Source organism: Flavobacterium arundinis, assembly GCF_038289855.1.
Classification (GTDB): Bacteria; Bacteroidota; Bacteroidia; order Flavobacteriales; family Flavobacteriaceae; genus Flavobacterium; species Flavobacterium arundinis.
Window position 1 is genome coordinate 427,427 of record NZ_JBBYHR010000004.1, and the last position, 12,882, is coordinate 440,308.

Below are 12,882 nucleotides of genomic sequence, written 5' to 3' on the forward strand. Positions count from 1 at the left end.
ATGACCGCAGATTTTCTTCTGAGCCTGAATTATGATTACAGCTATTTAGCATTTTAATAACGTATGTATAATTTTGAAACGTTTGCGTGAGGGATGGAAGCGGCATCCCCCGCAGGGGAGCAATAGGATATATTCGCCGCGGCGAACCGACGCTGTAGCTTGCGGAAGCGGCACGCCCCCAAAAAAAAAGCCGCCCTTTCAGGCAGCTTGATTATATCTTATATTATACTCTAATATTTTACACCAAATTTGGCAGCCGCACTCTTGGCTTTTGGTATTTCACTTTTGATATTATTGATACGCGTAGCATCAGATGGGTGGGTACTCATAAATTCAGGCGGCGCTCCACCGGTTGAATTCGCCTGCATCCTCTGCCAGAACTCCAGCGCTTTATCAGGATTATAGCCTGCTATAGCCATAAGCGTAAGCCCTATTTCGTCAGCTTCATTTTCATGCTTCCTGCTAAAAGGCAATATCGCTCCATATTGCGCTCCAACGCCATACGCCTGCTGGAACAGTTGCTGTGTCTGGGCCGTTTTTCCAGATGTTGCAACGGCAACGCCTGTAGCGCCCAATTGAGCTACTGTTTCTGCACTCATACGCTGTGCACCGTGGTTTACCAACGCGTGTGCCACCTCATGCCCAAGTACTGTAGCAAGCCCGGCCTCATCTTTTGTTATTGGAAGTATGCCTGAATATACCACTATCTTTCCACCTGGCATACACCACGCGTTCACTTCCTTATTTTGTACAAGGTGGTATTCCCACTGGTAGCCGTCAAGATAGCCCTGGTAGCCGTTAGCGTTCAGGTATTTTTCGGCTGCGGCCTTTATCTTTTGACCCACATTGCTCACCATTTGCGCCTGGCTTGTGCCACTTATCACTTTGTTTTCCGTCAAAAACTGGTCGTACTGCGCAAAAGCCGTTGGGAATATCTGGTCGTTAGACACGATATTAAAATCCTTTTTCCCTGTAAACGGGTTTGTAGTACACGCGCAAAACAGGATAAACAGCATTGCCGATAAGGTTAGCATACTTCGTTTCATATCTTAAATAATTAAATTTTATTCAAATTTACTAAATACCTTTGATATGTAATTCAGAAAAATCCTTACTTATAGTTAAACTATTGTGAATATTTAATTTCAGATCTTCTAATGAAACGGTTTCGTTGTCTACCTCAATGCTTTGCACTATAAACGGAAGGCCTGTAAGGTTAATCTTAAAGTTAGAATATGGCGTTATGTACTTACCTTCTTTATGCTGCCTGATCACGAGATTTTTCTCCTTGCCTGTCAGGGTAAACGTCCTGAGCGCATAACGTCCCTTCGTATAATCGTAGCCATCCTGTGCATCTTCAAACACAATTGAAATTTCTTTGCCTTCTGTATAATATACATCCAGGGTAAGCTCCTCGATCTCTTTTTCGCCCACATACTGTTGTATGGGATATTTTGGGATAATGGCGCCTGCCTTTACAAAAATTGGAATCTGGTCGAAAGCCGTGTCTACCCATAGTTCTTTACCACCCGTCACCACTTCATTGGTCCAGTAGTTGTACCACGTGCCCCTTGGGATATACATCCTCCGCCCTACCGCATTCGGTTCCAGTATCGGGCATACTAATATGTGGTTCCCAAAAATGAACTCATCCGTCCTGTAATGGGTTTGAGTGTCTTCCTGATCGTAATATACCAGTGGCTTGAGCATTGGCAGGCCTTCATCGATATACTGCCAAAACATGGTATATAAGTAAGGTAAAAGCTGGTAGCGCAATTCTATAAACTTGCGGGTAACATCAATTACTTCCTGCCCGAATGCCCATGGCTCCTGCTCTCCGTGATGGCCTGAGGAATGCGTACGGCAGAATGGGTGGAATACGCCTAACTGGATCCAGCGTGCGTAAAGCTCCCCGGTAGGCTGCTCCGCAAAGCCGCCAATGTCGCTTCCTGTAAAGCCCATGCCGCTCAGGTTCATGCGCTGCACCTGCACGTTGGCAATCCAGAGGTGTTCCCATGTCGCCACGTTATCACCCGTCCATGACGAGGTATATCGCTGCGCCCCGGAATACGCCGACCTTGTAATGATAAATGGCCTTTTAGGATACGAGAAACGCTTTACGCCCTCGTAGGTAGCACGTGCCATCTGGGTACCGTAGATGTTGTGTGCCTTGCGGTGACTGCATGGGTGGCCGTCATAATCGTGACGAACGTCCATAGGGAAGGTCTTGCCGGGGACTTCCATCACGGCGGGTTCGTTCATATCGTTCCAAACGCCTTTTACGCCAAAATCGGCAATAAGCTCTTTGAAAAGACCGGCCCACCATTCGCGTACTGCGGGGTTGGTATAATCGGGGAAGTTGCATTCGCCCGGCCATACCTTGCCTTTCATGTAAGGGCCATCGGCACGCTTGCAGAAATAGTCATTTTCTATCCCTTCGTTATATACCGAGTATTCGGTGTCTATCTTGATGCCCGGGTCGATGATCACGATGGTCTTGAAGCCGTCTTCTGCCAGTTCGGCCACCATACGTTTCGGGTCGGGGAAATATTCTTTGTTCCATGTAAAGCAGCGGAACCCTTCCATGTAATCGATATCAAGGTAAATGGCATCGCATGGGATTTGTAGTTCTCTGAATTTTGCGGTTACTTCCTTCACTTTGCTTTCCGGATAATAGCTCCATTTGCACTGGTGGTAACCTAATGCCCATAGGGGCGGAAGCTCGGGTTTTCCGGTAAGGTCGGTATATGATGTAACTACCTCCTGCATTTGCGGCCCGTAGAAGAAATAATAGTTCATCTCGCCGCCGTCTGCCCAAAAGCTGGTAACATTGCGGCGTTCATGGCAAAAATCGAAAAAGCTGCGGAAGGTATTATCAAAGAAAACACCGTAAGCATCCTTGCCGTTAAGGCCTATGTAAAATGGAACTGCTTTGTATAGCGGCTCCTGGTCTTTTTGGTAAGCATACTGGTCGGTGGCCCAGTTCTCGAGGCGTTTACCTTTTAGGTTCAGGTGGGTAGCTTTATCACCAAGGCCGTAGAAATTCTCGCCGTCTTTGGAGACCTTGCTCATTTTCACCACATTGCCGCCGTATTCGTAGATCTCTTCCCAATGAAAGCCCAGCTCGTCTTCGAGGAGAACGGCACCTTCAATGTCGTAAATCCCTGTGCGCAGGTCGCTTTTATGGATGTGGCATTCCAGCTTGCTGGTCAGTATTTTATAATATTCATCCTCTTCCGTAACTTCAAACTTATTGAAGCCACGGGAGTGGTTCTCATCTATGGCATAAGAGAAATCATCGCTGAAATAGCCTTTCGTAGTGAACCGGAAACGCAACAGGCTGTCACGGAATACGGTTACCTTGAGGATTACATTGTTATCGGTATAAAAAAAGGCGCTGTCGACCTCTTTATTGAATTTTACTATTTTCGAGGGATAGAGATCACCCTTGCGTTCCAGTTCGGTGTTAATTATCATATGTGCTGTTTAAGTGCAAAAATTCAAATTTATAAGTTTGAGGGAATTTTAAGAGATTTATTTTTTACGAAAACGTTGATTGTTGATAAGTATTAAAGGCTAACCGTTACAATTTCTTTTTTTGCCACGAATTACACGAATTCATCCACATTGAAAAAATTAGTGTAATTCGTGTAATTCGTGGCAAAAACTATTTTATAGAAAACACCATAACTCCAAGCGGTGGCAATGTCAAGGAAACAGACTGTTCCCTCCCGTTCCAAGCAATAGCATCGGTTTTGATCTTTTTATTGGAAACACCGCTTCCGCCAAATTGCTCATCATCGCTATTGAAAACTTCTTTTAATTTTCCTGGTGAAGGCACACCAATCCTGTAATCTTCCCGGATAACCGGTGTCATATTGCAGACAACGAGAAGGTTCTCTTCGGGATTATTGCCTTTCCGGATGTAGGACAACACTGAATTCTCACTGTCGCCATAATTGATCCATTCAAAGCCATCTGCCGAAAACTGCTTTTCGTATAATGCGGGCTGCTTTTTATATAATTTGTTTAATGCCGTAATTACGTTTTTGATGCCTTTATGATAATCATAATCGAGCAAATGCCAGTCGAGGCTCTGCTCGAAGTTCCACTCGCTGCTTTGACCGAATTCGCTGCCCATGAACAACAATTTTGCTCCGGGGTGCGTGAACATACAGCCATACAGCAGGCGCAGGTTGGCAAAACGCTGCCATTCATCACCCGGCATCCGCCCCAGGATGGAATGCTTGCCGTACACCACCTCGTCGTGCGAGAGCGGCAGCATGAAATTTTCCGTAAAGGCATACGTCATACTGAAGGTAAGGTCGTTTTGGTGGTGCCTGCGATATACAGGTTCTCTTTTAAAATACTCTAGTGTGTCGTGCATCCAGCCCATCATCCATTTCATCCCGAAGCCCAATCCGCCAATATACGTAGGCCGTGACACCATCGGGAATGAAGTACTTTCCTCGGCAATCGTCTGTACTCCCTCAAAGCTGCGGTATACTTCCTCATTCATGTCTTTCAGGAAGCTGATGGTGTCCAGGTTTTCCCTTCCGCCATAAATATTCGGTTCCCACTCGCCCTCGTTACGGGAGTAATCGAGGTACAGCATCGAGGCCACGGCATCTACACGCAGGCCGTCGATATGGTAGCGGTCGAGCCAGAAAATGGCATTGCTGATAAGGAACGAGCGGACTTCATTGCGCCCGTAATTGAATATCAAACTCTTCCAGTCGGGGTGGTAGCCCTTGCGGATGTCGGGGTGCTCGTACAGGTGCGTCCCGTCAAAAAAGCCCAGCCCGTGCGCATCGCTCGGGAAGTGCGACGGAACCCAGTCCAGTATAACGCCGATGCCGGCCTGGTGCAGTTTGTCGACCAGCATCATGAAATCCTCAGGCTTACCGAAACGTGATGTCGGGGCGAAATAACCAACCAATTGGTACCCCCAGGACGGGTCGTAAGGATATTCCATTATGGGCATGAATTCCACATGGGTAAATGCCATTTCTTTTACGTAGGCCACAAGCTGGTCGGCGAGTTCGATATAGCTTAGGAACCTGTCCCCCTCTGCCCTGCGCCAGGAACCCAGATGCACTTCATATACCGAATAGGGTTTGTCGAGGCCGTTCTTATCCTGACGACTTCCCATCCATTTGGTATCTTTCCAGGTGTGCTTCGTATCCCAAACCACCGATGCGGTATTAGGCGGCATTTCGCAGTAAAAGGCAAACGGGTCGGCCTTTTCCGTCTTTATATCGTTATGGCTGGAATGTATTTTATATTTGTATTTTGTGCCTTTGTCAATGCCGGGAATGAAACCTTCCCAAATGCCCGAACCGTCCCACCGTACGTTGAGCGCATGCTCGCCTTCGAGCCAATAATTGAAGTCACCGACTACCGATACGGCCTTCGCCGATGGCGCCCATACCGCGAAGTACACGCCTTTCTGTCCGTCCACTTCTATCAGGTGCGCCCCGAGTTTTTCGTACAGGCGGTAGTGTTTTCCGGCTTTAAACAGGTCGATGTCAAAATCGGTAAAAAGGGAATGGGGCTGAACTTTATTCATTATTTTTTATATTCTATTTATTATTTTAAAACGCAATCCCTTTAGAGATTCTTCCTTCGTCAGAATGACAAAACAGTACCTTATAAAGATTGCTTCGTCGTTAACTACTTATAGTCCTCACCGCCGACCCCTCTCCCAAGGAGAGGGGAGCGAGACGTGTTGACAATCCGTTTAAGCTTGGGCAGACTGCAGCTCAATCTAAAATCTGCAATCTACAATCTGAAATTAATACCCCATTATACTCGCAATCCCCCTCAAAGGTATCACCGCCCATCTCGGACGTGAGTTCAATTCATAGCCCAGTTCATACACCGCTTTTTCGAGGATGCAGTACTTTAAAAGGAATGCTATCTCTTTGTTGTATCCGATGTTCAGGTTGCCTTCCTGCGCCTTTTCTACATAGGTATCGAGGTACACGCCGACCATATAATTGAACAGCAGCTCCCCTGCCTTAAACAGCTCTTCCTGTTCAAACGGGTACTTGTCCTTATTATTAAAAATGGTCGCATATATCGCATAATGGAACGAGCGGAACAACCCTGCCACGTCTTTCAGCGGCGGCTGTTTGACCTTGCGGTCGCGGATGGTGCTTTCGGGTTCGCCCTCAAAATCGAGCAGGTAAAAATCGTCCCCATTCACCAACACCTGCCCTAAGTGGTAGTCACCGTGTATGCGGATGCGCTCGCTTTTCAGCTGTGTCCAGTCGAAATTGAGGAAGTGTTTCCTAATATCCTTTTTCTTATCTAAAAACTGGTGCGCCAGTTCCAATGCCAGCCCATCCAGCTTGTGGAGGTTGTTCTCAATGGTATTGAGCCTGTTCTGGAACTGGTAAATGAGGCGATTTTTGAGCCATACGGTATAGTCGCCGTTGTAAGTCGTTGGCGTGAAGGACGTATCGGTGGTATCCCCGCCAAGGGCAATGTGCATTTCCGCAGTGCGCTGCGCTAATGTCCGTACCCTCAGGAACAGCGTCAATCCCGCCCAGTCGATGATTTCGGGCGGAATGTTGTTTATCTTTATGGTTTTGAAAAGCTCGAGGTCGGGCAGCTTATCAATCTTTATTTTCTTGTTATGGAGGTTGTCGAAAACACCGTCTACCGCTTCGAGCATGTACTTCCAGGCATCGCCCTGGTTCGGAACGAGTTCCTGCATCAGCCCAAGGGTGATGTTGTCATCCGCCATTTCTACGTTAATACTTCCTTTATAAGCGGGCGTATGCTTAAATTTCATACGCTCTGTAAGGAAACGGCTTATTTCATAATCCGGGTTGGTACTCACATAGATGCGTCGGAAAAACTTCAGCACCAGCGTATCATTGTAAATAATCGAGGTGTTGCTTTGCTCAACTCCCATAAAGCGGGATGAAACATATTTCGTATCTTTTGGCAACGATTTCCCCCTGTGGTATTTGACGTTAAAGACATCAGTCTTACTGCCACTCACAATGCTTTCGAAAACCAGCCTGCGGAAATCCTCCTGGTGCAATGCATCCACCAGATAGCCTTCAAGGCCGTTGAGTGTCACAGGCGCAATGAGCGTTTTGGTATCCAGCTCATCCTCGGCCATAAAAGCCACCGGCATGAAGTAATGCTGCAGGAAGGCCTCTTTATAGTTGACCTCGATCAGCACGCCATAATAGGTGTTTTTATCGGAAGCGATCTTAAAATGATCTACCACCTCAATGTACTTGAGCGTACTGGCTTTGCCGCCATACCAACGTTTTTTGAGGATATAATTCTCCAATATATCCGATGCGAATACTTTTACGAATTCGTCGTCTTCAAAAGCGGACTTCCAGTCGGCCCTAAAGACAAACGGTGCATTAAACGTATCCTGGAGGGAAGTTGCCATGATTATTTCTGGATTTTGAATAAATGAAACGGAAGCGCCGGGTGGAGCTCTACGTAGCACCACTCCTTGTCCCAGTGGTAGCTGTTGCCGGTAATAAGGTCGGTCACCACGATATTATGCCCGTGATTTATCCCGAGTGAATGCAGCGGGATTTTCACATGCCCCTGTTTGCTGTAATAAGCATCAAGGCTTACGATCATAAGCGTTTCGTTTTCCCTTTTGTCGTCATATTTGTAATAAGCGATCAACTGGTCATTATCGGTATCGCAAAACTCAATATTGTTGGTTTGCTGCAACGACGGGTGTTCCTTCCGTATTTTGTTGATCTTGCCGATGAGGGTCGTGATCTTGTTTTCTTTTTTCCAGTCCCAATGGCGCACTTCATATTTCTCCGAATCCATGTATTCCTCCCGCCCCGGAATGGCATCGCTCACCATGTATTCGAAAACCGGCCCGTAAATGCCGACGCTTGAACTTAATGTCGCCGCAAGGAAATACTTTTGCAAATGGGTTGCTTCATTGGCTCCCTGCAATGGGAACGGATTGATATCCGGGGTATTCGGCCAGAAATTAGGACGGAAAAATTCTTTCTGCTGCGACTTTGTCAGTTCGTTTACATACTCTGTAAGTTCTGCTTTAGAATTACGCCATGTAAAATAAGTGTAGGATTGCGTGAAGCCTACTTTCGCCAGTTCGTCCATTATTTTCGGACGTGTAAAGGCTTCCGCCAAAAACAACACGTCCGGGTATTTCTTTTTCATTTCGGCTATTAGCCATTCCCAGAAATAGAACGGCTTGGTGTGCGGGTTATCTACACGGAACACGCGCACGCCACACTCCTCTACCCAAAACATTGCCGCGCTTAACAGTTCTTTCCAAAGATTTTTCCAATCGGCCGACTCATAGTATATCGGCAGGATGTCCTGGTATTTTTTTGGCGGGTTCTCGGCATACTGCACCGTTCCGTCGGGCCTCCATTTGAACCACTGCGGGAACTGCTTTACATACGGATGATCGGGCGCGGCCTGCAACGCGAAGTCCATTGCCACCTCTATTCCCTGCTCTTTCGCGGCATTAACCAGCGATTTAAATTCGTCTATGGTCCCAAGATCCGGATGCGTACTTTTATGCCCGCCATACTGCGAACCGATGCCCCAAGGGGAACCCACATCGCCGGGCTGTGCCGTAGTAGCGTTATTTTTGCCTTTTCGATTTACCTCGCCTATGGGGTGTATTGGCGGGAAGTATAAGGTGTCAAAACCCATTGCGGCAACACGCGGCAACAGGGCTTCGCAATCTTTAAACGTGCCGTGCTTTCCTTCTTCGGCAGATGCTGAGCGGGGGAAAAATTCATACCATGTACTGAACAACGCCTTTTGCCTGTCTACATATACCCTCAGTTCGGCTGATTGATTTGCAAGGATTTTAGCCGGGTATTTTTTAAAAATATCTTTCAGTTTGTCCGACATCGCTTCGGCAATAGCTGTATCGTAAGAAGCTTCATTAGAAAACAGCTTTTCCAGCTTCTGCAAATAGTCTTTTTCGGGTTTGGACGCTTTATCATATAAATCCTTCACATATTCGGCACCTTCCAGCAATTCGGATGTAACTTTCTGGTTGTCCTTGATTTTTCGGAGTGTCCCGTATTGCCAGTTCAGCGCATAATCAACCCAGCTTTCAACGCAATAACTGTAAAAGCCCTGCTTTTCGACAGTAAACTCTCCTGTCCACGCATCGTTGCCGATTTCGTGCATGCGGTTTTCCTTCCAGTTCTTTTCTTTTTCATGGCGGTATTTTACCACAGCAGCCATCACATCATGCCCATCGGAAATAATGTCGGCTGTTACGTTAACCTTCTGGCCGGTAACGCGCTTAATAAAATTTTTACCATTGTTTATCTGGGGCTGTATGTTTTCAATGTGTACCCTGCGTTGATCCTGCATTTTATTGTATTTTTAAGACTTCTAAAAATAGCCAAAAAATATTTAATTCATAACTTGCTTTAAAGTTTTAGCGAAATGTCAGAAATAAATAAAAAACACCAGTCATCGTTGAGAATTCCTAAGCCAATACTGGTAACCGCTAAAATTTTGGAGGTAACTTCACCGAAATTGGCTGCAAAATTTGCAATAAAGTTGTTCACAACGCCAATGAAGTTCAAACTTCCCAAAAGGGAGGAAGAAATGGACCGGGACAGCCGTCAGGAGATGGTTGAAATTCCTGTTTTAGGTAAAAGCATCAGAGTTTATCATTATGGTGACAGTAAACGCAAAGTACTGTTGGTGCATGGCTGGAGCGGACGCGGCACACAACTCCACTCCATTGCCGATAAATTGCTGAAATGCGGCTATTCGACCATAAGTTTCGATGCACCTGCCCATGGAAAGTCGGAAGGCAAAACCAGTGACATGACAGAATTTATCGCGTGTATCCTCGAACTTGAAAAGCAGTTTGGCCCGTTTGAACATGCTGTGGGGCATTCTTTGGGCGCTATGTCGGTATTAAACTCTATCAAGAGAGGCCTCAAAGTGAAGAAAGCGGTGCTTATTGGAAGTGGTGATATCATTAAAGATATAATGGATGATTTTTCACAAAAATTAGGCATGAATGTTGCAACAGGAGAACTAATGATACGCATGTTCGAGAAGAAATTCGGTGAAACCATCAACACTTATTCGGCGTATATAGCAGCAAAAGATGTTGTTGTCCCGGTTTTGATTTTCCATGACGAAGATGATGCGGATGTGCCTGTGAGCGCGGCATACCATATTAAGGAGCATTTGGCGAATGCCGAACTGGTAGTTACAAAAGGCCTTGGCCACCGGAAGATCCTTGGCGACAGCAAAGTCATCAAAAAAATAATCCAATTTTTAATCGAAGAATAATGAAAAAGATAATCGTATTAATGATCGCCTTAGTTTCCCTTACTTCATGCCAGGGACAGGAAAAAAAGAAAACCGTTGCTTCCAAAAAAGAAGCGATACAACAACCCGCAAAAAAAGACGGGCTAAACATGAAAACTTCCGACGCGGAATGGAAAAAAGTACTGACAGAAGAACAGTATGCCGTGCTTCGCGAAAAAGCAACCGAACGCCCTTTTACAGGCGAATATTATAAGAATTTTGCCAAAGGTGTTTATGTTTGCGCTGCGTGTGGCAACCCACTTTTCACATCAGACGCAAAATTCGATTCACCCTGCGGATGGCCTTCGTTCGACCAGGCTATTGATGGTTCGGTAATTTATAAAGAAGATAAAAGCGTTGGTATGACACGTACCGAGGTAATGTGCGCGAATTGCGGCGGGCATCTTGGCCACGTTTTTGATGATGGCCCGGAAGAAACCACAGGCAACCGCTTTTGTACCAATTCGGTATCTATAAAATTTGTACCTGCAACTAAATAATAACCTTATCTTACAAATATCATGAGCAATTACCCATTACAAAAATCAGAGGCCGAATGGAAAGAGGAATTAGGCCCCGAACGCTATAAAATATTAAGGCAAAAAGGAACAGAGTTCCCGCATAGCGGCAAATACAACCTGGCTTTTGATAAAGGCACCTACTGCTGCGGGGCCTGTGGTGAACCGTTGTTTAAAAGCGATTCGAAATTCCAGTCGAGTTGTGGGTGGCCATCTTTTGATGAGTCAATACCCGGCAAGGTGGAATATATTTCAGACAACACATTCGGAATGAAGCGCACTGAAATACTTTGTGCCAACTGCGGCAGCCACCTTGGACACGTATTTGATGATGGCCCTACCCAGACAGGACAACGGTATTGTGTGAATTCGCTATCGGTGGATTTGAAGGAGGAATAGCCAACTGTATTTTAATTAATTTCCAATGATATCAAAGAAAGAATTAAAAAGTTATATCGATAATATGCCGGATGAAATGACGATTGACGAACTCATTGATCGCCTGATATTTATTGATAAGTTAAAAAACAGAATCCATGAATCGGATAATGGTGAGACAATATCAGAGCATGGCATGAAATCTGAAATACAAAAAATGTTTAAAGGATTAGATTAAACTGATTATAAATTAAGTCTTTGGTAATCCGAAGGCTTTTCTTTTTCCTGCAAACTCCGTAATTTTATTACTATGGACTTATTTGAAGAAACGAAAGACTGGGCCAAAGCGTTGCGTCTGCTTATCGAAAAATATAAAGGGAAGGAACACCCGCTGCATTACAAGAATATTTACCAGTTGTTGGTAATGGTAGTGTTAGCAGCACAGGACAGTGATGCGAATATAAATAAGGTTACAATTGATCTCTTCAAAAAGTACCCGGATATGACCGCTTTGGCAAAAGCGAATACTGCCGAACTGACGGAGGCGCTGGCTAAAGTGCGTTTCCATGGTAATAAAATTGCATGGCTTCAGGATATTGCTTCTACTGTAAAGGAAGACAAAAATATCCCAAAGACCATGAAAGAACTTGTTGCACTAAAAGGTGTGGGCAGGAAATCGGCCAATGTGATCATGCGGGAGTCCGGCGCTGAGGCCGAGGGCATTCTGGTCGATTTGCATGTATTGCGTGTGGCACCCAGGCTTGGCATATCAAAAGGGAAGAATGCAGATAAGGTTGAAAAAGACCTGATGGCAGCATTACCCAAAGAGATGTGGGGCGAAATTGGAATGGCGTTGTCATTCTTAGGGCGGGAAACCTGCCGGCCTACTAACCCGAAACACAGCGAATGCATTGTAAGTGAGCATTGTGACTATTGCCATGCCAAAAAAGATTGACAGTTTTTATACTCTATAAAAAAAAGAAGCCGAAGCTTCTTTTAGTTTAGTATTTTAATCAGGTCGCCAGATGCTGTAAACGTACCGGTTAAGTCGACACCATCTTTTGTGAGTACCAATTTATATTCACCGTCTTCTGCTTTGTATGCTTCCTTAATGGTGTAATTCCCATAATCCTTCTTTATCTTGTCCAATGTATCTTTAGGTACAGCAGCAACATCTATCTTCTTATACTGCTTTTCCTGGAATACCGAAATAATAGTTGCAGCATCTGCTGTGGTAATTACCGAAGCGGTAAGCCCGGCCATGGTTGCAAGCGTTAACTAACTTTCTCATAGTGTTGTGGTTTAGTATTCTTTCAAAGTTAGCAAACCAAACTGTTGCACCTGTTTTAAAGAAATCCTAAAGTTTAGAAATCGAATCCGAAACGGGTGCGAATGAGTAAGAAGGTGTTCTCTTTTGAGAGGTATTTTATCAGTCCCACAAGTTTCTGCATTATTCCCAGGTTTCTGTATTGATCCCGTTTACTTTCAAAAACCATTAAAAACAAAAAACCCTTCATCGTTAGATGAAGGGTTCTTAAAGAAAGGCGATGACATACTCTCCCACAAATTGCAGTACCATCTGCGCAGGCGGGCTTAACTACTCTGTTCGGGATGGGAAGAGGTGAGCCCCGCCGCAATAACCACCTTAAAAGGTTCATTGCTT

Annotated in this window: 11 protein-coding genes and 1 rRNA gene; 5 read left to right on the forward strand and 7 right to left on the reverse strand. The window is 45.3% G+C overall.

What is annotated here, in order from left to right; all coding sequences use genetic code 11:
- Positions 1 to 230 precede the first annotated feature (230 nt).
- The 5 genes from AAEO56_RS10215 to AAEO56_RS10235 all read right to left on the reverse strand — a co-directional run bounded on the left by AAEO56_RS10215 (position 231) and on the right by AAEO56_RS10235 (position 9,363).
- On the reverse strand, positions 231 to 1,046 hold the full coding sequence (locus AAEO56_RS10215) for a M48 family metallopeptidase (RefSeq protein WP_341696950.1): 816 nt from the start codon (positions 1,044 to 1,046) through the stop codon (positions 231 to 233).
- A gap of 31 nt (positions 1,047 to 1,077) precedes the next feature.
- A complete protein-coding gene (locus AAEO56_RS10220; RefSeq protein WP_341696951.1) occupies positions 1,078 to 3,477 on the reverse strand; it encodes a glycoside hydrolase family 31 protein in 2,400 nt (799 codons plus the stop codon).
- A gap of 190 nt (positions 3,478 to 3,667) precedes the next feature.
- Entirely contained in the window at positions 3,668 to 5,569 is a 1,902-nt protein-coding gene (glgB, locus tag AAEO56_RS10225) for a 1,4-alpha-glucan branching protein GlgB (RefSeq protein ID WP_341696952.1), read from the reverse strand.
- Between the two features lie 225 nt (positions 5,570 to 5,794).
- A complete protein-coding gene (locus AAEO56_RS10230) occupies positions 5,795 to 7,420 on the reverse strand; it encodes a maltokinase N-terminal cap-like domain-containing protein (RefSeq protein WP_341696953.1) in 1,626 nt (541 codons plus the stop codon).
- A gap of 2 nt (positions 7,421 to 7,422) precedes the next feature.
- Positions 7,423 to 9,363: an alpha-1,4-glucan--maltose-1-phosphate maltosyltransferase gene (locus tag AAEO56_RS10235; RefSeq protein ID WP_341696954.1), complete on the reverse strand. Its 1,941-nt coding sequence runs from the start codon at positions 9,361 to 9,363 to the stop codon at positions 7,423 to 7,425.
- A gap of 75 nt (positions 9,364 to 9,438) precedes the next feature.
- On the opposite strand from AAEO56_RS10235, the gene AAEO56_RS10240 reads away from it, so the two are divergent.
- From AAEO56_RS10240 to AAEO56_RS10260, 5 genes are all read left to right on the forward strand, one after another.
- A complete protein-coding gene (locus AAEO56_RS10240; protein ID WP_341696955.1) occupies positions 9,439 to 10,305 on the forward strand; it encodes an alpha/beta fold hydrolase in 867 nt (288 codons plus the stop codon).
- Complete coding sequence (gene msrB / locus AAEO56_RS10245; RefSeq protein ID WP_341696956.1) at positions 10,305 to 10,823, forward strand: peptide-methionine (R)-S-oxide reductase MsrB; 519 nt, start codon at positions 10,305 to 10,307, stop codon at positions 10,821 to 10,823. The genes AAEO56_RS10240 and msrB (AAEO56_RS10245) overlap by 1 nt, the downstream gene beginning before the upstream one ends.
- Positions 10,824 to 10,844: 21 nt before the next feature.
- Positions 10,845 to 11,240, forward strand: a complete 396-nt coding sequence (msrB, locus tag AAEO56_RS10250) for a peptide-methionine (R)-S-oxide reductase MsrB (protein ID WP_341696957.1) — start codon at positions 10,845 to 10,847, stop codon at positions 11,238 to 11,240.
- A gap of 25 nt (positions 11,241 to 11,265) precedes the next feature.
- Positions 11,266 to 11,457, forward strand: coding sequence for a hypothetical protein (locus AAEO56_RS10255; RefSeq protein ID WP_341696958.1), 192 nt, complete (start codon positions 11,266 to 11,268; stop codon positions 11,455 to 11,457).
- Positions 11,458 to 11,529: 72 nt separating this feature from the next.
- Positions 11,530 to 12,174, forward strand: a complete 645-nt coding sequence (locus AAEO56_RS10260) for an endonuclease III domain-containing protein (RefSeq protein WP_341696959.1) — start codon at positions 11,530 to 11,532, stop codon at positions 12,172 to 12,174.
- 41 nt (positions 12,175 to 12,215) lie between these two features.
- On the opposite strand, the gene AAEO56_RS10265 is transcribed toward AAEO56_RS10260, so the two are convergent.
- Both AAEO56_RS10265 and rrf read right to left on the reverse strand, forming a co-directional pair.
- On the reverse strand, positions 12,216 to 12,482 hold the full coding sequence (locus AAEO56_RS10265; RefSeq protein WP_341696960.1) for a hypothetical protein: 267 nt from the start codon (positions 12,480 to 12,482) through the stop codon (positions 12,216 to 12,218).
- A 276-nt stretch (positions 12,483 to 12,758) separates the two neighbouring features.
- A 5S ribosomal RNA gene (rrf, locus tag AAEO56_RS10270) occupies positions 12,759 to 12,867 on the reverse strand.
- Positions 12,868 to 12,882: the final 15 nt, after the last annotated feature.

What these genes read in the sequence shown, in the direction of transcription:
- AAEO56_RS10220 (WP_341696951.1), bottom strand. Translation starts at nt 3,477, where the DNA reads ATGATAATTAACACCGAACTGGAACGCAAGGGTGATCTCTATCCCTCG.
- AAEO56_RS10260 (WP_341696959.1), top strand. Translation starts at nt 11,530, where the DNA reads ATGGACTTATTTGAAGAAACGAAAGACTGGGCCAAAGCGTTGCGTCTG.
- AAEO56_RS10215 (WP_341696950.1), bottom strand. Translation starts at nt 1,046, where the DNA reads ATGAAACGAAGTATGCTAACCTTATCGGCAATGCTGTTTATCCTGTTT.
- msrB (WP_341696957.1), top strand. Translation starts at nt 10,845, where the DNA reads ATGAGCAATTACCCATTACAAAAATCAGAGGCCGAATGGAAAGAGGAA.
- AAEO56_RS10240 (WP_341696955.1), top strand. Translation starts at nt 9,439, where the DNA reads ATGTCAGAAATAAATAAAAAACACCAGTCATCGTTGAGAATTCCTAAG.
- AAEO56_RS10230 (WP_341696953.1), bottom strand. Translation starts at nt 7,420, where the DNA reads ATGGCAACTTCCCTCCAGGATACGTTTAATGCACCGTTTGTCTTTAGG.
- AAEO56_RS10235 (WP_341696954.1), bottom strand. Translation starts at nt 9,363, where the DNA reads ATGCAGGATCAACGCAGGGTACACATTGAAAACATACAGCCCCAGATA.
- glgB (WP_341696952.1), bottom strand. Translation starts at nt 5,569, where the DNA reads ATGAATAAAGTTCAGCCCCATTCCCTTTTTACCGATTTTGACATCGAC.
- msrB (WP_341696956.1), top strand. Translation starts at nt 10,305, where the DNA reads ATGAAAAAGATAATCGTATTAATGATCGCCTTAGTTTCCCTTACTTCA.
- AAEO56_RS10255 (WP_341696958.1), top strand. Translation starts at nt 11,266, where the DNA reads ATGATATCAAAGAAAGAATTAAAAAGTTATATCGATAATATGCCGGAT.
- AAEO56_RS10265 (WP_341696960.1), bottom strand. Translation starts at nt 12,482, where the DNA reads ATGGCCGGGCTTACCGCTTCGGTAATTACCACAGCAGATGCTGCAACT.